The 20839-nt window shown below is 40.3% G+C and carries 20 protein-coding genes; all 20 read right to left on the bottom strand.

Annotated features, from left to right (window positions below; translation table 11 throughout):
- Positions 1-64: 64 nt before the first annotated feature.
- On the bottom strand, positions 65-760 hold the full coding sequence (locus JSQ81_RS18835) for a YggS family pyridoxal phosphate-dependent enzyme (RefSeq protein ID WP_212605513.1): 696 nt from the start codon (positions 758-760) through the stop codon (positions 65-67).
- A gap of 69 nt (positions 761-829) precedes the next feature.
- A complete protein-coding gene (locus tag JSQ81_RS18830) occupies positions 830-1075 on the bottom strand; it encodes a PRC-barrel domain-containing protein (RefSeq protein ID WP_212605512.1) in 246 nt (81 codons plus the stop codon).
- Between the two features lie 128 nt (positions 1076-1203).
- The gene (gene sigG / locus JSQ81_RS18825; protein WP_212605511.1) at positions 1204-1989 is read right to left on the bottom strand and encodes an RNA polymerase sporulation sigma factor SigG; all 786 of its coding nucleotides are present in this window, start codon (positions 1987-1989) and stop codon (positions 1204-1206) included.
- A 94-nt stretch (positions 1990-2083) separates the two neighbouring features.
- Positions 2084-2797, bottom strand: coding sequence for an RNA polymerase sporulation sigma factor SigE (gene sigE / locus JSQ81_RS18820; RefSeq protein ID WP_212605510.1), 714 nt, complete (start codon positions 2795-2797; stop codon positions 2084-2086).
- Positions 2787-3641 carry a sigma-E processing peptidase SpoIIGA gene (locus tag JSQ81_RS18815; RefSeq protein ID WP_212605509.1) on the bottom strand — a complete coding sequence of 285 codons (855 nt, stop codon included), beginning with the start codon at positions 3639-3641 and terminating at the stop codon, positions 2787-2789. Before JSQ81_RS18815 ends, sigE begins: the two co-directional genes overlap by 11 nt.
- A gap of 535 nt (positions 3642-4176) precedes the next feature.
- The gene (gene ftsZ / locus JSQ81_RS18810; protein WP_212605508.1) at positions 4177-5361 is read right to left on the bottom strand and encodes a cell division protein FtsZ; all 1185 of its coding nucleotides are present in this window, start codon (positions 5359-5361) and stop codon (positions 4177-4179) included.
- 50 nt (positions 5362-5411) lie between these two features.
- Positions 5412-6695 (bottom strand): cell division protein FtsA, encoded by a 1284-nt coding sequence (gene ftsA / locus JSQ81_RS18805; protein WP_212605507.1) that lies wholly within the window; start codon positions 6693-6695, stop codon positions 5412-5414.
- A gap of 94 nt (positions 6696-6789) precedes the next feature.
- The gene (locus JSQ81_RS18800; protein WP_212605506.1) at positions 6790-7161 is read right to left on the bottom strand and encodes a small basic family protein; all 372 of its coding nucleotides are present in this window, start codon (positions 7159-7161) and stop codon (positions 6790-6792) included.
- Positions 7162-7163: 2 nt separating this feature from the next.
- The gene (locus tag JSQ81_RS18795) at positions 7164-7877 is read right to left on the bottom strand and encodes a DUF881 domain-containing protein (RefSeq protein WP_249336578.1); all 714 of its coding nucleotides are present in this window, start codon (positions 7875-7877) and stop codon (positions 7164-7166) included.
- Between the two features lie 29 nt (positions 7878-7906).
- Positions 7907-8629 carry a DUF881 domain-containing protein gene (locus tag JSQ81_RS18790; RefSeq protein ID WP_212605505.1) on the bottom strand — a complete coding sequence of 241 codons (723 nt, stop codon included), beginning with the start codon at positions 8627-8629 and terminating at the stop codon, positions 7907-7909.
- Entirely contained in the window at positions 8604-9392 is a 789-nt protein-coding gene (locus JSQ81_RS18785) for a cell division protein FtsQ/DivIB (protein WP_212605504.1), read from the bottom strand. The genes JSQ81_RS18790 and JSQ81_RS18785 overlap by 26 nt, the downstream gene beginning before the upstream one ends.
- 19 nt (positions 9393-9411) lie before the next feature.
- Positions 9412-10479 carry a putative lipid II flippase FtsW gene (gene ftsW, locus JSQ81_RS18780; RefSeq protein WP_371812458.1) on the bottom strand — a complete coding sequence of 356 codons (1068 nt, stop codon included), beginning with the start codon at positions 10477-10479 and terminating at the stop codon, positions 9412-9414.
- A 45-nt stretch (positions 10480-10524) separates the two neighbouring features.
- Positions 10525-11874: a UDP-N-acetylmuramoyl-L-alanine--D-glutamate ligase gene (gene murD, locus JSQ81_RS18775; RefSeq protein WP_212605503.1), complete on the bottom strand. Its 1350-nt coding sequence runs from the start codon at positions 11872-11874 to the stop codon at positions 10525-10527.
- Between the two features lies 1 nt (position 11875).
- Positions 11876-12847 (bottom strand): phospho-N-acetylmuramoyl-pentapeptide-transferase, encoded by a 972-nt coding sequence (gene mraY / locus JSQ81_RS18770; protein WP_212605502.1) that lies wholly within the window; start codon positions 12845-12847, stop codon positions 11876-11878.
- 86 nt (positions 12848-12933) lie between these two features.
- Entirely contained in the window at positions 12934-14847 is a 1914-nt protein-coding gene (locus tag JSQ81_RS18765; protein WP_371812556.1) for a penicillin-binding transpeptidase domain-containing protein, read from the bottom strand.
- Between the two features lie 56 nt (positions 14848-14903).
- Positions 14904-17078 carry a penicillin-binding protein gene (locus JSQ81_RS18760; protein ID WP_212605501.1) on the bottom strand — a complete coding sequence of 725 codons (2175 nt, stop codon included), beginning with the start codon at positions 17076-17078 and terminating at the stop codon, positions 14904-14906.
- Between the two features lie 35 nt (positions 17079-17113).
- Positions 17114-17482 carry a cell division protein FtsL gene (gene ftsL, locus JSQ81_RS18755; RefSeq protein ID WP_212605500.1) on the bottom strand — a complete coding sequence of 123 codons (369 nt, stop codon included), beginning with the start codon at positions 17480-17482 and terminating at the stop codon, positions 17114-17116.
- Positions 17483-17494: 12 nt separating this feature from the next.
- The gene (gene rsmH / locus JSQ81_RS18750; protein ID WP_212605499.1) at positions 17495-18430 is read right to left on the bottom strand and encodes a 16S rRNA (cytosine(1402)-N(4))-methyltransferase RsmH; all 936 of its coding nucleotides are present in this window, start codon (positions 18428-18430) and stop codon (positions 17495-17497) included.
- A 23-nt stretch (positions 18431-18453) separates the two neighbouring features.
- A complete protein-coding gene (gene mraZ / locus JSQ81_RS18745; RefSeq protein WP_210470478.1) occupies positions 18454-18885 on the bottom strand; it encodes a division/cell wall cluster transcriptional repressor MraZ in 432 nt (143 codons plus the stop codon).
- A 291-nt stretch (positions 18886-19176) separates the two neighbouring features.
- Positions 19177-20793 carry a bacillithiol biosynthesis cysteine-adding enzyme BshC gene (gene bshC, locus JSQ81_RS18740; RefSeq protein WP_212605498.1) on the bottom strand — a complete coding sequence of 539 codons (1617 nt, stop codon included), beginning with the start codon at positions 20791-20793 and terminating at the stop codon, positions 19177-19179.
- Positions 20794-20839 lie beyond the last annotated feature (46 nt).

Raw genomic sequence — 20839 nt, 5'->3', positions numbered from 1 at the left:
CCTGGTTCTGCATCTTCAGTTTCTTCATCTAGATAAAAGAAGTTTTGGAATTTGTTTTTAAGACTCATCTGACACCCTCACTTTCTAATCCGACTAGTGCAGTTCCAATTCGTACGAACGTCGCGCCTTCCTCGATTGCAATCGTATAATCATTCGACATGCCCATTGAAAGTTCTGTGCAAGGCGCATGCGGCATATTTTTTTCCATGAATCGATCTCGGAGAACTTTCATCTCACTGAAAACCGAACGAATTAATGCTTCATCTTCAGTATTTGGTGCCATTGTCATTAAACCGACGACGCGAATCTTATCAAAATCAGCTAGTTCATTTATAAAGCTTTCTAGATTCTCCGGTGAAACACCCGATTTAGACTCTTCTCCCGAAACATTTACTTGCACGAAACAATTAATCGGTTTGGAGGCTCGCTTTTGAATTTCTTTTGCGATGCTTTTTCTACTTAATGAATGCAGGTAGCTTATGTCTCCAACAATATCCCGAACTTTTCTGCTTTGAATATTCCCGATATAATGCCATGAGACATCTGAATCTTGCATGTCTCGCTGTTTCTGGACGAGACCTTCGGCGCGGTTTTCACCAAGATTTATGATTCCTTCATGAACGACTTCCGCCGCTCTTTGCACGGAAACACTTTTCGTTACAGCAACAACAGTAACTTCGGATTGCTCTCTTCCAACTTTATTACATGCTTCTGAAATATTTTCTTTAATTTCCTGTATACGTTTTTGAAGATTGCCCATTCTAATCACTACTTTTCATATATCTTTCATTTCATTGTACCAAGCCAAGCTTCACTTTTCAATGAAATATCATTCTTTTCCACCTTTCTTGCCAACGAGCACAATATCTTTCCCGATTATTGAAATATCCTTCAGGCGAATTTTCTTCACGTTTTTTTGTTTCGAATCGAAAAAAAGACTTCTTTCTCCAATGTTAACGTGTAAAGATTCTACTTTCCCGTTCGCGACATCAATTGTCGCGTCTTGAACATAACCAAGAAAAGAACCTTTCGTAGCGTCAATCACTTCTTTTTTTTGAATTTCGGAAAACTTCATATCAACACTCCTTTACCTGAATATATGCTTATAAATAGAAAATAACGCAATGCATTGTCTGCATTGCGTTAAAAGTATTAATTACGCCAAATTCTATAAGCTAGGTAACAGACATCTGATAAGTGAATTTAGATATCTTGTTCCATCCCATCTCTAATTGTCTTAATCGCACTCTTTTCAAGTCTAGAAATTTGTGCTTGCGAAATACCGAGTTCTTGAGCAATTTCCGTTTGCGTCTGACCGAGGTAAAATCGCTTTGAAAGGATATTTTGTTGTCGTTCGTTCATTGATGAAACCGTCTCTTTTACCGAAACATATGTCAGCCATCTTTCTTCGGATACAGTCTTATCTTGTAGTTGGTCCATCAAGAACACGGGATCACCTTCGCCCCCGTTCATTGGTTCATGGAGCGACATTGGATCTTGTATTGCATCAAGTGCATAAAGAATTTCATCTGCCGGTATTCCTGTCGCATCTTCCAAATCGGAGAGTCGCGGTTCTTGTTGTTTTTCGTTTATAAATTCTTCTCTCGCTCTCATTGCTTGATACGCGATATCTCGAAGCGATCTTGACACCCGAATTGCATGATGATCGCGTAAATGCCTTTTGATCTCTCCTATTATCATTGGAACAGCATACGTTGAAAACCGAACATTGTGTTTCAAATCAAAGTTATCAATTGACTTTAAAAGTCCAATACACCCAACTTGAAACAAATCATCCGCTTGTTCACCTCGGTAAATGAATCTTTGAACTAGGCTTAGAACTAAGCGTAAATTTCCAATTACAAGTTCTTCCCTCGCGGACATGTCACCACTTTGTAATCGGACAAATGTTTCTCGCATTACTTCGTTCGAGAGTAATGGCAATTCAGATGTATCGATTCCGCATATTTCAACTCTTGTACGTGCCATTCGCTTTTCCTCCACATTCTGTAGATGACTGTACGAAATAGTCTATCCGCAGAAAAGAGAAATATGCGAAAATCAATTGCTCCAATTTCAACCATTATGCAATTGGGTGATTTAACATTTCACGTAATTCCAATATAATCTTTTTTTCAAGACGTGATATATAGGACTGAGAAATACCGAGCATTTCCGCTACTTCTTTTTGAGTCATTTCGATTTTTCCAGTTAATCCAAAACGGCAAGCCATAATATATCGTTCCCGATCGTCCAGCGTCCGAATTGCTTCAATCATATGTTGTCGCTCAATTTTGCGCTCGACATTATCAATAATAATCGTAGCCTCTGTCCCTAGGATGTCCGACAATAATAGTTCATTTCCATCCGCATCAGAGTTCAACGGCTCATCAAAAGAAATTTCCGATTTTGTTCTGTTTGTTTTACGAAGATGCATTAGTATTTCATTTTCAATACATCGTGAAGCATATGTCGCAAGTTTGATGTTTTTATCTGGCTTAAACGTTTCAATCGCCTTTATAAGTCCAATTGCTCCAATACTAATAAGGTCTTCAATATGTGTATTGGTATTATCGAATCGACGCGCAATATAAACGACAAGACGCAAATTCTTTTCAATTAACGTATCGCGGGCATCCATATCTCCTTCCATAAACGCACGGATTGTTACCGCTTCTTCCTCCCTGGTTAATGGCTTTGGAAGTGCACCATGTCCTCCAATATAATACGTAGCGTTTTTCTTCCTTTTTAAAAATGATGTGATAATCGACAACCACTTTTTTGCTTTATGCAGCATGAACAGTTCCCCTTTCTTCAATTATTGTTTCCATTGCCGAAACGTGTAAAATTGCTCCAGCGCCATTCGGATAGCGGCGATCATCTTTTGTTAAAACGATATAACCTTGTTCGAGTTCATTTCCTCCTTCGATTGTCCATTTTTCAAATTTGATGCCGACTGCCCATGAATTTCCCTGCACCGTCATAAGCTTAATAAGTCGAATGCTCCTCAAAAACTCCTCGGGAAATTCCGTTAATGTAGAAGGTCCTTGTGGATCCCAAGATAATAAAGTTTTTTTTAATTCATCCGGGATAGCATCTTCTAACAGGCGAAACGAAACAAAATGAACAGGTGCTCCTGATAGCGGTTCAGTGCAACTATTTCCGGAATCGACAAAGACGGTAAGCTGAATCTTTTCATTCCATATACAAAGTGTCGAGTCCGCGGTTAATTCTGAAACACGTCGTACTGTTCGAACGTCTAACCATTTACTTTTCATTAAATAAAGGGAAATGTAGGCGACAGCCGCGTAGATAAAAATTGAGATACTTCCGTTCGGTGTGGATATTCTAGTTTGAAACACTGTTAGTAATCCACCTGCAACTACTGCTCCGATTAGAACCATGATTGCGGAATTTTTCCACTGATCCAGTCCTATTCCAAACGCATAGATTGTCATACATAAAAAGGAAACTAGTATAGCTATTGTCGAGGACGGAAAAAATGTTACTGGAATCGCGCCTAGTAAACTGGCTATGAGTAGGCGTCCATATGTCGCTCCAGCATTGGCTACTTTATTTGCGAATGAGAGAATTACAAAATTAAACAGCATATTAAGTCCGATAATCAGCTCACCATACATAGGACGCCCTCCCTATGAATTACAATAGCACGCATGTATTGAAATGTTTGTCGGATTGAGCGACGAAATCAAAAAATTATTCGACAATTATTTTTATACCGGGATTATATGATTTGTTAAGTACAGGTATGTTTAGTTATAAAATATTTCTCACTCGGTCGACTATATTATTCCCGTAGCGGAGTCGATTTCTCCCGTAACGGAAAAACTTATTCCCGTATCGCGTTGGTTTGTTCCCGCAACGTGCGGGGCGGAGATTTTATTCCTGTAGCGCGGTCGATTGCTCCCGTAACGGAAAAGCTTATTCCCGTATCGCGTTGGTTTGTTCCCGCAACGCGCGGGGCGGAGATTTTATTCCCGTAACGCGACCGTTTATTCCCGTAACGCGGTCGGTTGCTCCGTAACTGACTAGCTTATTCCCGTATCTCGCTGTTTTATTCCCGCGTGCTGCTTTTGTCGTTAATTTTAGTTATTAAATAAAAAAAGACTTTCTAGTAAGTTAGAAACCTACTAGAAAGTCTTGATGTTTAAATATTTATTTACGGCGTTGACGGTTACGTAAAAACGTTGGGATATCTAATCCGTCATCGGCGTGGTTGCTCTGTTGTTGACGAACTGGTTCTGGTTCGTGTTGTTGGTACTGCTCCTGCTCCTCACGACGCGGTTGTTGACGCGGACGTTCAATCTGCGGCTCACGAGGTTGTGGACGACTCTGACCCGTTGCACCGAAGCCTGCGCTTCTTGAAGGGCGTGTTGGAACTAATTGTTCCTCAGTAAACCCTGTCGCAATGACTGTCACGATAATTTCATCTTTCAAATTATCATTAATAACTGAACCAAAAATCATGTTGACATCTTCATCTGATGCAGACGCGACAATATCCGCCGCTTCTTGCACTTCGAAGAGGCTCAGATTAGATCCACCCGTAATATTCATAAGCACACCTTTGGCACCGTCAATTGACGTTTCAAGCAATGGACTTGAGATCGCTTTTTTAGCTGCTTCTGATGCACGGTTTTCTCCTGTTGAAACACCAATCCCCATTAGAGCTGAACCTTTATTTGACATAATCGTTTTCACGTCAGCAAAGTCAAGGTTGATCAATCCTGGGACAGCAATTAAATCGGATATACCTTGTACACCTTGTCGGAGTACATTATCCGCTTCACGGAATGCTTCGAGCATCGGCGTATTCTTATCTACAATTTCGAGTAATTTATCATTCGGAATAACAATTAGCGTATCTACCGATTCTTTCATCGCAGTAATACCGCCAATAGCTTGTGTTTGACGTTTACGCCCTTCAAAAGTAAATGGTCTAGTAACGACACCTACCGTGAGCGCACCAAGTTCTTTTGCAACTTGAGCGATTACCGGAGCAGCACCTGTACCCGTTCCCCCGCCCATTCCGGCAGTCACGAACACCATATCCGCACCGCGTAATGCCTCTTCAATTTGTTCTTTACTTTCATCCGCTGCCTTTTTCCCAACTTCTGGATTAGCTCCAGCACCAAGACCGCGCGTTAGTTTCGTTCCAATTTGTAATTTGACTTCAGCAGATGATAGATTTAGTGCTTGAGCATCTGTGTTCACCGCGATGAACTCTACCCCTTCTACACCATGCTCTATCATTCGGTTAACGGCATTATTTCCTCCGCCTCCAACGCCAATCACTTTTATGACTGCCAGTGAGTCAACGTTCGTTTCAAATTCTAGCATCGTTTCTCCTCCTCATCCTACTTACAAGATTTTTCTATTATAGTCATCTATTATTCGAAAAAGTTATCGAAGACTTTCTTTGCCCGATTAAATAAACCAGGTTTGTTTGCTTGATTTCTTTCAGGTTGTCTATTCGAGTTTGTATGCGTTGTTGCAGATGTCTCGACCATCGAAGCGGGTGCAGCATCTGATGTTGCACCAAAATATGCTTCATGCATATAAGCATATTGGATAAGCCCGACCGCAGTCGTATACATTGGTTCTCTCACACCTATGAATTCTGGTGTATGCACACGAACGCGCGATTTTAATATGTGTCTAGCTAACTGAAGAATTCCATCAAGCTTTGTAATTCCACCAGTCAAAACTACCCCACCAGGCAAATCACGAACGCCCATCTTATATAATTCTTCCAAAATGAGTTCGAAAAGTTCTGCTAACCTGACTTCAATAATCTCTGATATGTATCTTTGGCTGTATTGATCTTTAGAGTCGGCGCCTATTACCGGAACTTCGAAAAGCTCATCGTCAGAGGCATCATCATAAAATGCATGGCCATATTGATGTTTAATTTTCCTTGCTTGTTCGGTTGGTGTTTTTAAAATAATTGATAAATCTTTTGTAATGTGGTCGCCGCCTACGGGTATTACGCTAGTAGACATAAATCGATCATCACCGAAAATCGAGATGGTCGTCGAACCTCCACCTATATCAATAAATGCAGTCCCATGATTTTTCTCATCATCTGAGAGCGCAAATGTTCCCGCAGCCAAAGGTTGTAAAAAGATATCACGTATTGTTAAACCGGCGCGTTCAACGCATCTTAAAATATTATGAAGCAATGTTTTCGATGTCGTAAATAATGTCCCGTCCATTTCTAAACGGACACCAATCATACCTCGTGGATCTGTTATTTCTCCATAATCATCTACTATAAATTGTTTTGGGATTATATTAACAATTTCTCGTTCTGGCGGAACAGACATCACTTGTGCCGAATTCATGACCCGGTCAAGATCGTCATCAGTAATTTCACGATTTTCTGAACTTACCGCTACTACGCCTTTAACATCTTGAAGTACGACTCCATTGGCTGGTATGCCTAATACCACTTCATGAATTTGCATACCTGTCATTCGCTCAGCTTGGTCAACAGCTTTTTTAATCGATTCGACAGTCGCGTCAATATCAATTATTGTTCCTTTTCGAATTCCGGCTGATTGAACGTTCCCTACTCCAATAACATGTAGAGTCCCGCCATCAACTTCACCAATTAGTACTTTTACTGATGATGATCCTATATCTAATGAAACGTACAATTCTGATTGGTTCAATGACTGGCACCTCCAAATTCAATTGTTATATACCATTCTATTGCATTATAACAGTATTGTCTAAATAATTTTGGCATTATGTAAATGTTTCCTTTCATTTGGCATTTTCCGCATTGGAATCTTGTCTTTTTTCCGTCCATTTGGCTAGAAGAATTCTTCGAATAACCGCGATATTTTGAAACAATCGTACACCAAATGCGAAAATAGCTGCTAAATATAAGTCTACGCCAAGATGTACGCCCAAAAATGCAAGACCCGCCGCAAGCGCGATGTTAAAGAAGAATCCCGAAACAAATACTTTATCATCATACACTTGCTGTAAATGGGCACGTATTCCGCCAAACAATGTATCCAGCGCAGCTAGAACGGCGATTGATAAGTAATTGCCATAAACTTGCGGGATATGGATGTCTGATAAAAGTCCAAGAGTTACACCGAGTATCAACCCCAATATAGGCAACCACATGGTCATTCCCCTTTCGGCAATTCTTTTAAGAACAAATTCGTATATCGCTCTTTCCAGCCACGTATTTTAATTTCTTTCTCAGGTTCACTAATTTCTAAAATTAAATTATCAAGATAAAAATCATCATGAATTTCTGAAGCATGTAATGTATTAAGAATTTTTTCAGCATTGGCGAAGGTTTGGGTTATAATCTTCACACTAAATGGTGGTACCGAGACATTTAAGCCATCCACAGTAGTCTTGCCGTTAATATCACGGATTGAGCTTAGCGAGGTAAATCTTTTCCCGTCGATTTCGATTGAATTTCCTTTCACGCGATTTATCTCATTGATGAAGCGCGTTAGGAGATCAGGGGAAACTCCCTCAATTGGCAACCCAAATGCTACACTTTCCGAGGAAGGACGTATTTGAATGACCAACCCAGGGCCTTCCATATCGGTCATTCCAGCTTGTTCATAAAGCTTGTCCACTGTGTCCAAAAGTGCCTTGCCCGCATTTTCTTCTTTTGAAGCTTCGTATATATCTATTGTTTTATCCATTTCGCGTAGGTCGGAGAGTAATTCAGAGTGGATTTTCTTCTCGGCCGCTAATTCTTGCCGAATTGCCCAAACGTCTCGTGTATCGCGCACTTCGGGTTTTTTCACCGTATTGTACTGAACAGCTACCATAAACCCTACTATGAGCAAGACAATCGAGAACTTGTATTGATTTCGCACCTGGGCCTTCCCTCCTCCTTGCGACTAGCTTATTCCCCTAAAGCTGCCAATTTCATTTCTTTCATTTGCTCTGTCGTGACGACAATGTTATCGCGGATTAGACCATCGATAACGCCTCCCCTTAAATATAAGGAGGAAGCTAGTACATCGGAATCACCGATTGCTTCGATTACAAAAGGTGCAGGAAATGTTTTTCCATCTACCGTAATAACCGGACCTGTACATTTTATAAAGGAGTTTGCTGTAATCCGCTGACCATTAATCGACAAGCCTTGTGCCCCTGAAATTCTTAATTCATTTATCACCTTGAAAATGTGACTTTCATGGACAATATAATCATTTGGATTTTGTTCTACTGGATCATAATCGGCATCTTTCAGTGTGATTTTGATACCCGGACCAGTAGCAGGAATTACACCAAGCAGCAAGCGAAGATCTTTTGCTTCTTCAACTAAGTCAGCATGAGCTTTTTCCTTATCGGAAAATGATTGTTCATATGACCGTATACCTTCCTGCTTGACGCCGATTTCATCGGAAAGTTCCTTATTTCGTTCTTTTTGTAAAATTAATTCTTCTCTGTACTTTTCTTCCTGTAAAAATGAATCAGATACAGGGTTCATTGTTTCCTTACTTTTCCCCAACGTTTTATATGAAAATGCAAGTATGAAACCAAGAACTAAAAACACGATTGAAAACAAAATATGCCGACCTTTTTTCTTGTAGGCATCACTCTTCTTCTTCGGCACGCTCATCACCCTCCTCACTTAAACCGTATACTTTACTATATGGCGTGAAAAATGTGCCGACTTCCATATCAATAACGCCCTTTTCATGATCACTCAATTGAGCGATGATTTCTGGATAATAAGCCATTTTCTCAGCGAAAGTTGAAATCATTGCACGTACTTCATATCCATTTTCTGTATAAACGGTTAAGTCAGTCGAGCCATGTCCTTCTTCATTCAGGATGATCTCTGAAATTAATCGGTAGACATCCTTTTCCAGTTCCAAGAGCTGTTTCGTCACTTTCTTCCGACTCCCTGAATTATCAAAACCTATCAAAATAGGCGCTTGATTGCTTGGTTTTAATTCATCGGAGGAAAATGTTTCGCCGTCTTCTAGCAAGTAACTATACTGACCATCCTTTTCAATATAGCCAACTGTATCCCATTCGGTAATTTTAATATCAATGTCATTGAGCCATTTTCGAGAAACAGAAACTTTTTTTACGGTTTCGAGGTTTGCAAGTACTTCCTCGGTTTTCTTTGTTGTAAAACCCCAAAAAGACTTGTCCTTTAATAGACCGCTCGTTTCTATGTAAAATTCGCTATCATGTAAATTAGCACCCGTAACTGTCACCTTATTAATTTTACTAAACGGTGATTGGAAATAAAGAATGACGAGGAGAGCTAGCGCGAAAATCGACAATATAAAGATGAATTTTTTATTGGTTCTTCTGCGTCTTTTTTCCCGCATTGACGGAATTCGTTCCTCTATATCGATAACTTTATCCATAATGCTCCCCTCCATTTCGCTATGTCTTTTCATTCATAAAATGCATGACGATTCCTACTGCTATCCATGTCGTCATTAGGGATGAACCACCATAACTGATAAACGGCAGCGTTACACCTGTGACGGGCAATAAACCCGAGACTACACCGATATTTAAAAAGGTTTGAAAAAGAATCATTGCCCCCATTCCCGTTACAGCAAGAAATGAAAAGCGGTCCTTAGATCTAATGGCAATTCCAAACGTTGCTACGAGAAGAACTATAAATAACGAAATTATAATCGTAGCGCCTAAAAACCCGGACTCTTCTGCAATAATTGAGAAGATGAAATCATTTTGAGGCTCAGGCAAATACAAATACTTTTGCCGGCTATTCCCATAACCGTGTCCAAATAGTCCCCCTGGTGCAATTGCAAATAATGATTGTATGCCTTGAAATCCAGTACCGAGCGGATCGTTCCACGGATCGATGTATGACTTGATTCGATCGAGTCGATACGATGCCGCTGCAATTAACCCGACAAATGCAACCAATCCCGCAACACCAATTATTGTGAAAAACCGCAATGAGTAGCCGGCTACAAATAACACGATGAATGCCGAAACGATTAGGATTACAGTTGAACCAAGATCGGGTTGTAACATGATCAACCCGGCTGGCAGTAAAATAATGCCGATATCCTTAAGGTTGAAAACATATTTACCTTTATTTCTAAACCGAAGACTACTTGCTAGTTTAGTAATCACAGTAATTTTAGCAAATTCTGCTGGTTGAATACTCAGCGGGCCAAATACAATCCAACTTTGAGAACCATTACGAAAAGCACCAATACCGGGTATTTTAACTGCTATAAGCGCTACTATCACTAGCCAATAGATAATCGTCCATGTTTTTTCTTTTGATGTCAGCGGGCTTTTCATGATGAAAAATGCAATACCCATGGATACTACCATATGAATCGATTGTTTGATAATAAAAGGAGAAGAATTTGCGTAATAAACGGTACCCCAATAAGAACCTGCGGAATGGACGAAAGCCAATCCTATACACGATAATGCGATTGCCGATAAGACAAACGCTATCTTCAATTTCTTTTCCAGTTAACGCATCCTTCCACGGTCAGTATTTACTACTTAAATCGACATAACTGCCTCTATAAACGCATCGCCGCGAACTTCAAAACTTGCGTATTGATCCCAACTAGCACTTGCAGGAGATAATAATATGACATCTCCAACTTCAGAAAGGGAATGCGCGAGGCGAACGGCATCTTCCATAGTCCCGGCATCTAAAATTTGTTGAATCCCACATGAGGATGCAAATTCGGCAAATCTTTCTCGGGTTTCGCCGAGTGCCACGACTGCTTTCACATTCCCCATAAAAGGCCTTAACTCTTCGAAGGAATGTCCCCTGTCTAACCCGCCGGCTATTAATATAGTCGGCACATCAAACGCGGCAAGCGCACTTTTAGTAGCTAACGTATTTGTCGCTTTGGAGTCATTGAAATACTTTCTACCTTTTAATTCTTTCACAAACTGCATCCGATGCTTAACGCCTGTAAAGGAAGCTAACACATCTTCAATCGCTTCTTTGTTGCATCCCATTAATATTGCGGCTGCCGTTGCAGATAATATATTTTCAAGATTATGCTGTCCCGGCAATTTAATGATTGAGCGGTTAATAAAAGGAGTCCCGTTCCAATATATATAAGTTTCATCGACAGATATACCGATTTCTTTTTTCTCGCTAACAGAAAACGGAATTAATATCGCCCGTGATTTTAACGCAATTTCCCGAACAGCTTCTTGTTCATCGTTGTAAATGAAAAAATCATCTTCGAGTTGATTACTCGTGATTTCAGCCTTTGCCTCGGCATAAGCATCCGAAGTTCCGTGATAATCAAGATGCGCATCATATATATTTGTCAAAATCGCGATTTTCGGTCTAAATGTTTCTGTCCCCATAAGTTGAAAGGATGATGCCTCAAGTACAATTACATCGTCAGGCGTTGCATCTTGTGCAACGGTACATGACACTGTGCCTATATTGCCCGCAATTAATGGGCGCTTATTACCGATACTAAGCATGTGAAACAGTAAAGTTGTTGTCGTTGTTTTCCCATTCGATCCAGTTATTCCGATGATTGGCGCTTCACTAATTTTATAAGCAAGCTCTATTTCCGTCCAAACGGGAATTCCTCTTTCGATTGCATCCTTAACAACTGGATTGGTATAAGGTATCCCTGGATTTTTAATAACTAAACTAAATCCTTCGTCCAAAATACCGGGAGGATGGCCTCCGCAAATAACTGAAATATCTTCAGACTGTAATTCAGCGGCCTCTTTATTCCCTTTCTCGGGTGACGAGTCATTGACAGTGATGTCAGCACCTAATAAATTAAGTAATTTAGCCACTGCGTATCCACTTTTCGCAAGACCTAGAACCAGTACTTTTTTATCTTTGAATTGCAATGTACTTTTCATCTTATAACACCTCCAACAGTACAGGAACGATTGCCGCTAAGGCTGCAATACCCCAAAATACGAGTACAATTTTCCACTCCGACCATCCTGATAGTTCAAAATGGTGATGGATTGGACTCATTTTAAATACGCGTTTTCCTGTCAGTTTAAAACTAATGACTTGAATAATAACTGATAAAGTTTCCACGACGTAAACAATTCCAACTAATAATAACAATACTTCTTGTTTTATCAGAATCGAAATCATGGCAAGTGCTCCGCCGAGCGCTAGTGAACCTGTATCTCCCATAAACACTCTTGCAGGCTTGCTGTTGAAGAGAAGAAATCCGAGCATGGCACCCGTGACCACGAATGTGAATGTGGCTATATCTTCTTGCCCATAATGAAGGGCAAGTACACCAAATGCTGCGAAAGAAATTGCCGAACAACCCGCAACAAGTCCATCAAGTCCATCCGTAATGTTGACAGCGTTGGAAAAACCCACGAGCCAAAATATAAGAAATGCAATATACATGATTCCAAGATCAATATCAATCGCTGTAAATGGGATGTTCACCGTTGTTTCAAATGGTCCCATTCTCAAGAGGAAAAACGCAATAATCGCAACAAGGATTTGGCCAATCAATTTTTGAAGTGATGTTAAACCAAGATTTCTTTTTAAGACAACTATGATAAAATCATCTAAAAATCCAATCAATCCAAAGCCAACGAGAATTAATAGCAATACGATTGTTTGCGTCGTCAGTACGTCGTTTATGTATGACAGTATAAGGGTTGATAGAATAATTGAAGTAAGGAAAATAAGCCCGCCCATCGTCGGCGTTCCCGCCTTTTTCTGATGGGCTTTCGGGCCTTCTTCACGAATGCTCTGACCAAACTTCATTCGTCTCAGGGCTGGTATGATTAGAAACCCTGATAATATTGATATGGTAAATGCGACAGCCATGGCCGTCAATGTAGTAACGAGTGTCATGATTTTTTCTCCTTCTATTTCTGAAACAGTTAAGAACATATTGCTGGTTCAGACTTCGCATAAAATTTTTAAGAGCATCCGAAATATTATTCCGTATAAACATGAATAATATCGTCAACAGTGATAAGCGTATCGATCGCAGGTAATTGGTATTTAACTTTTTCACCATTACCATGCCATTCTATTCGATACGTATACAGTTGGTTTCGGACTGTCTCTCTCGTCATCCCTGTAAGATCCGGAACTCGATGAGTGAGCGCGTCTCCCCAACGATACTCTTTTTCAAGTTGATTTTCACGCTTTGTAATACCGACTACCGGAGCTATTTCTTCGATAATTCTTCCAACAATCGGTGCGGCAATCACGCCTCCGAACTGAACCGAATTGTGCGGGTTATCAATAGCGACATAGACGAGAAGTTCCGGATCATCCGCGGGCGCAAAACCGATGAATGAGACAATATATTCACCATCTTTATAGCGTCCGTCTACCACTTTTTGAGCGGTACCCGTTTTCCCGCCAACACGCAGTCCATCTGTATAAGCATTGCGGCCAGAGCCGTTTGCTACAACTGATTCCAGTGCATGCCTGACTTCTTTTGAAGTTTCTTCGCTGATTACTTTCTTTTTGAGTTCCGGACCAAATGTTTGAATCGACTTTCCGTTAGAATCTACAATTTCTTTCACAATATACGGCTTATATAGATTACCGCCATTAATGGCTGCGGCAACAGCTTGAACTTGTTGAATAGGCGTTACCGAAATTCCCTGCCCGAACGCAGTTGTCGCTTGTTCCACGGGTCCAAATCCCTCTTTTGAAAATAAAATACCTTTAGATTCTCCTGCAATTCCTGAACCTGTCGTTTGACCAAATCCGAAATCCCGAATGTATTTATCTAATTTGTCTCCGCCTAAACGTCTGCCCATTTCTACGAAACCCGGGTTACATGAGTTTTCAACGACTTCTAAAAAAGTTTGGGAACCATGCCCTTCTCTTTTCCAACAACGAAGTCTTGCATTGGCTACCATCGTATAACCCGGGTCGTGAAACTGTCCTTTTTCCAGGTCAATCAATTGCTCTTCTATACTAGCAGCAAGCGTAATTATTTTAAATGTCGAACCCGGTTCAAATGTCATCCAAACTGGCAAGTTACGATTATAAATACTAGGATCTATTTTTTGATATTCTGCTGGATGAAAGGTCGGAAAAGATGCCACAGATAATAATTCACCAGTTTTGGGATTCATCACGATGGCAAGTGCTTGAGTCGCTTCAAATTTCTCCATGGCTTGCCGCAATTCACGTTCAACAACTTTGTGAATTCGAAGATCAATGGTTAATTCGATAGAAGCACCTTTATCTCCTGTCCTGAACCCATCATCTACATGAGGTAAAGGAACACCCTTTGCATCAGTATATAATCGAATTCGATCCCCGGTGCCTTGTAGTATTTCATCATAAGCATATTCAATTCCGGCCAATCCTTGCCCATCATACCCCGTAAATCCCAATAATCTTGATAACAACTCTTTGTTTGGGTAATGCCTGACAAAATCCACGCCTGTATACAGACCGGCAATTTGGAGTTTGGCAATTTCATCTGCTTGATCCTTCGAAATGTTTTTCCCTTCAGGAGCTATTTTAACCATATAAGTTTTCTTTGATAGTTTCTCCTCAAGAGCTGCAACATCCGTTTTCAAAATCCTTCCCAGTGTCGTGGCAACATCTTTTATATCTTTATTTTGGGAAGGCATAAAATAAAGCGTTGGCGCCAATTGGTTACCGACAATCAGCTCGCCATTTCGGTCGATAATATTGCCTCGCATTCCGCCAAAAGGAATTTCAAGATCCCAATTCTCTTCCGCTTTACTTTTTAGAAATTCATGCCGAATAATTTGAACATGAAATAACTTTAGTATAACCATGCCGAATAATAAAATGAATAGGACAAAGATTGCCCGCAATCTCTTTTTGGACTGTAACTCTATGATTTTACGCAGCGCCGACACACCTCACATTTTCTACTAACTTATGAAGTGGCAACGGGCGCTATTCGTCAGCCGCCGATAATATCATCCATTTCTTCCGCGTCCTCCGGTTTTATTTTATAAATTTCAGATGGTCTTTGCAATTTGATAACGATGGGTTCGTCTTCCCCTGGCACTGTTCCGGCTGTGAGGCTTTGTTCGGTGACAAAACCGTCCCCCGTAATTCTTATATCAAGACCTGATAACATCTTAAAGGATAACAATGTTTTTTTCGACCATCCCGTGAAATCTGGCAAAGTCGTTTGACCTTCAGTTTTTAATAATACGACGGATCCGGGTGTAAGTACCGCGCCATTTTCTGGATATTGACTAGTAACTTTTCCGCCCTCACCGATAAGTACAGGCGAAAAACCATCTACCTTCAGCTTCTCAATCGCTTTCGCAGAATCTGCTTTTAGGAAATTGCCTAGATTGCTAGTTTCAACTTCTTCAATATCATCCGGAACAATATTCAAGTATTTCAAACTGCTTTCCATAATTGTAGTGAAAAGTTTCGATACGGGATCAGAGCCGTATTCTCCAGCATCCAACTTGGGATGTTGCACCAATACATACGTTACCAATTGCGGATCTTCAATAGGCGCCATTCCAATGAAGGAATATAAAAAATTAGAGCCGCCGCTTAAATAACCGCCATTCGGACTTGGTATTTCTGCAGTGCCTGTTTTGCCTCCGACTGTATAACCATTCAAGGCGAATCTCTTACCCGTTCCTGCGTCAGATGTAACTGTTGTCGCTAAAACTTCTCTAACCTTTTGGGCTGTTTCTTTAGAAATTACTTGCCCCTTCTTTTCCGGCTCTTTACTTTCTACAACTTTTTCCGTATTCGGGTTGTATATTTCATCGATTACATAAGGTTGCATCATCATTCCGTCGTTCGCAATCGCCGTTACGGCTTGAATCATTTGTATCGGCGTTACTGTTGAACCTTGACCATATGATGTCGTTAACCTTTCGGAAGGAAATCGATCTAGAATGATTCCTGAAGATTCTTTCGGTAAATCAATACCTGTTTTGGCTCCAAACCCAAATTTATTCATATACTTTATGAATTCCCGGTCGCCTAACCGTTCCAATAAATAAGCCATGGAAACGTTTGATGAACGTTGAAATCCTTCAAGAAAAGAAATCGTCCCCCAACCGCCTCGTACGTGATCGCGAATGGTACGGTCGTAAAGCGTATATTGTCCTGATTTAAAGGTTGCATTTGGATCCCATTTATTCTCTTCAATGGCCGCGGCCAAAGTGAATATTTTCATCGTGGACCCTGGCTCAATCGTATTTTGGATAGCTTCATTGAGCCAATTCGATGTCAATCCAACACGAGTTGATGGATCAAATGATGGGCGTTGACTCATCGCTAGAATTGCGCCGGTTTTCGGATTCGCCACGATGACCGACATTTTATCCGGCGAGTATTCTTTATCGACTTCATTCATAGCATCTTCAACTATGTTTTGAATCGTTTTATCGATTGTAAGTTTAATATCAAGACCATCTTTAGCAGGCACAATTTGCTTATCGGCTTTTGGTAGTGTAACTCCAAATCTATCAGACTTGAAATTTACTTTGCCATCTTCCCCAGTTAATTGTTTATTGTAGGTCGCTTCGAGCCCCATTTTCCCAACTGTAGAAATGATGCCTTTGTCATCCTCTTCCTCTTGGGCAAATCCTATTAAATAAGACGCGAAATTTCCATTCGGATAAAACCTTTTTTTATATTCGATAAATTGTATTCCAGGGACCTTTTCTTCCCTGATTGCCAAAACAGTTTCGTGACTAATATTTCGTCCCGCGCTGCCAAACTCGACTTGTTTCTTTTTCCCTTCTTTAATTTGTTCTTCGCTTCTAGTCAATCTTTCAACCAACTCATCTTTTTCGAGTGGAAGGTAGTTTGCAAGTACTTCGGCCGCTTTTTCGGGATCATCGACATGTCTAGTCACTCTTGAATCGCTTAATTTTTCATCTAAAACTGCTACAAGTCGATAACTTAACGTATCGGAAGCAATCAGTTCACCATTACGATCAATAATTTTCCCGCGGTCTGCGGTAAGTATCGATTCTCTGGAATATTTATTTTCAGCCATTGAAGCAAGGACTTTTCCCTCGGCTTCGCCAGTTACTTGGATAAAAACAATCCTTCCAAATAATAAGAAAAAGAGCCCTCCATAAACGATAAACATTAGAAAGGCTCCCCATTGGAATCTGAATTTCTTCTTCATCGTCCAGGCACAACCTTAACGTTTTTTTCGTTTAGATTCAAACCAAGCTCTCTAGCTTTCTCCCATACTCTTTCATAGGTAGATTGCTCTTTCACTTGGATGGACAATTCCGTATTCTGTTTTGTTGTTTCCTCGATCTTCCCGCTAAGTGCTTGTACTTCTCTGTTCACATCATTTAATTGGCTTTCAGTATGTAAGATCATTGATGCGAAAAGAACGAGAACTGCCGTAAATAATACAAAAAGGAATTTCTCTCCGGTTGAAAATATCTTTTTTCTGCGCCTGATTTTCGGTTGTTGTTTCGGTAAATCATGAGTTTCATATTCTCTTTGCGGTGAAACCATCACTCTCTGCTCTATCGCCATTCGTTATCCTCCTCATTTGTTTTTTTCGACAATCCTTAATTTAGCCGATCTGGCACGTTTGTTTTCTTCTATCTCTTTCGGATCTGGAATAATTGGTTTTCTCGTAATTTGTTTTAATAAAGGTTTCATTCCTTCAGGAATTATCGGTAGATTACGCGGCATTTCTGGTAAAGAAGATGCCTCGCGAAAAATCGCTTTACATAAACGGTCTTCCAATGAATGGAAAGTAATCACGCAAACTCGACCACCGGGATTGAGCAAGGTAATTGCATCCGATATAGAATCTTCTGCCGCCCCTAACTCATCATTTACAGCGATTCGAACTGCTTGGAACACTCTTCTTGCTGGATGACCTCCAGTACGTCTTGTCGCGGCCGGAATTCCACTTTTCACTAACTCAGCAAGTTCAGCTGTTGTTTCAATTGGAGATTCTTCGCGGGCTGCTTCAATCTTCCTTGCGATCCCTTTTGAAAATTTTTCTTCTCCGTAGCGGAAGAAGATTCGTACAAGATCCTCATAAGACCAATTATTAATCACGTCATGAGCTGTCAATGTTGCTTCCATATTCATGCGCATGTCGAGCGGCGCGTCATGGTTGTAGCTAAATCCACGTTCAGGTGTATCAAGTTGCGGTGATGAGACGCCTAAATCATAAAGAATGCCATCAACATGGGTAATTCCGATATTTGCAAGCTCTTCTTTTAAATACCTGAAATTTGAATGAATGAAAGTTACGTTTGTCAAATAATCTTTAAGTCGTTCTTTTGCTACTTCGATAGCGGAAGTGTCTTGATCAAAACAAATGAGACGGCCTTTTTCTGAAAGCCTTTTTACAATTTCTATACTATGCCCCGCACCGCCAAGTGTGCAGTCAACGTATATGCCGTCTTCTTTTATATTTAAACCATCGACGGCTTCCTCGAGCAATACCGTTGTGTGATTGAACAATTGAGTCCGCCTACTTTCTTAAGTTAAAAATCAAAGTCGATAATGTTTTCTGCGATGTCGTTGAAAGATTCTTCGGACTCGTCATAGTAGGTATCCCATAGTGGTTTCGACCAAATTTCGATACGTCCGGATACGCCGATGACAACACAATCTTTTTCGACTTTTGCATAGTTGCGCAGTGATGCTGGAATGTTGATGCGGCCTTGCTTGTCCAATTCCACTTCTGTTGCGCCGGAAAAGAAGAATCGAGTAAATGCTCGTGCATCTTTCTTTGTTACAGGTAAGGCTTTGAGTTTTTCTTCGAGTATTTTCCATTCATCCATAGGATAACCAAACAGACAGTTATCTAGGCCACGAGTCAACACGAAATTACCACCCAAATGTTCCCTGAATTTCGACGGAACGATCAGGCGACCTTTTGTATCTACTGTGTGTTGATATTCACCCATGAACATACTCTCACCCCACCATGTAAAATAAATGTACCACATCCCCCCACATTCCTCCACCACTATTCGGTATTTCTTTATGTTTTCGTTGAAAATGCGTAAATAGTACTTGTTTCAATGAGATAATACCGCGATTTCTTAGACTTAGGAACTTTGTGGGGGAGTTTCCCTATTTAACGGAAAAACAGACGTCGCGATTTCATTTGATGGAAATGAAAGTCAATAGACCTATTTAGTAAAAACTCCAATAAAAAAACACTCCAAACCGCATGAGTATGCAGATTGGAGTGATACTTGTTAAAAGTAAATTAATTTATGAGTTCCATCAAATTCCAATGGGAGATCTAACAAATCTTTAATAAGAGTTGGACTATATTCATTCATATATTTGTATGGCGTGTAACTTCTTTCTTGAAGACCATTGTTTGGATATAAGTTCGTTTCTATCAGACTAAATTTACGAAGAGCGACTTCATGTTTAATGAGTAACGCTTCTTCGGACTTTGCTTTTAAATAGTTGAATTGAAGTTTATGGAAGTTCAAGTTCTTTTTTAACATATCATTCATCATTTGTTCATCGGAATCGATTGTACGACCGATTTTTTCGTATTCCTTTTTTAGAACTTTTTCCGCTTCGATTACTGCTTGTTCAAATTGTTTATTTTGCAATGTCGCGATAAATTCTTCGCGTGCCCCCGTGACTTCGCCCGAAATGACATCTTGGAATGTCAATGATTTCTCTTTTAGTGCCTTATCCGTATCTCTTGGAACTAGCGTTATCGATAGCCGCGGGATGATGATCGGCATCTTTATTTCGAGCTGGTGAAATGCTTCTTTTAGCAATGCCCAATAGGTAATTTCTCCGGGCCCGCCTACGAATGCGAGAACGGGAAATACCAAGTCCTGCATTAGGGGCCTCGTTGCGACGTTATTGCTTAAAAGAAATGGTGACTCTTTTGCGATTTCCAACATTTCTTCAGTTGTAAATCGAAGTCCTGCACTTTCGTTCACGTAATACTCATCTCTTCGCGTCAGCAACATGCGGCCAGTTTCATGCACGTAAAATAAATGCGAAGCGTCTCCTTCTGCATCAAACGGCCTCCCATACCCTTCGGAATCGAACATTGATTCCTTATCGACAATTGCTGCCGCAATGGTTTCCGATTCTTGGATGAGAAGTTGGAAATACTCGCTTTCCAGCTCGCGTAAAGGTTTGTATGCTGAATCGATGAATAATAATCCTTCCTCTGCAAATAGGCCATTCATCAATCGAACGAAGAAACCTGTAAACGTATTTTCTTTATCCACAGCAGCTAAAACTTCTTCCAACAACGGTTTGGTATATGCCGTCTCACCGAACTTGCTAAAAATCGTTTCAACATACTTTTTCATTTCTATCTGATCATACGTAGCATCAGATGCCATTAATTTCAAAACGAACTTATCTTGAATTTGTTCTTTTGTGACACGTCCAGCTGTATTTGTATAGACATGATTTATTTCATTAATATCATGATCTTCGCCCGCCACCCAAAAAACCGGAACGACTGGGACGCCTAAATGTTGGCGTTGTTTTTTTGCGAGTAATATTACTGAAATAGCTTTATGTACGGAATATAAAGGACCCGTAAGTATGCCGGCTTGTTGCCCGCCGATTACTGTAACAGCATCTTCCTCGAGTTCAACCAAATGCTCGTGGGCACTTTGTGAAATTCCAAACGGCTCCATAAAAGAACGAACCGTTTCTGCAAGTTGTTTGCGTTTAAAATTGCGTGTTGATAATTCAGCCAGTCTTTCTGGGTATGAACTTTCTTTATTTTCATAATCGAAATACGTATGTATAAATTCATTATCATGATTGTATGATTGCATTACTTTATTTTGTTCTTGTAATGCGATATTCTCCACTTTCATATGCGAGCCCCTTTTTAACGTTCCTAATTATCCAAAGTATATCATT

The organism is Sporosarcina sp. Marseille-Q4063 (genome assembly GCF_018309085.1).
Classification (GTDB): Bacteria; Bacillota; Bacilli; order Bacillales_A; family Planococcaceae; genus Sporosarcina.
The sequence above is the reverse complement of the archived record's forward strand: the minus strand, read 5'-3'. Positions and strand labels throughout refer to the sequence as shown.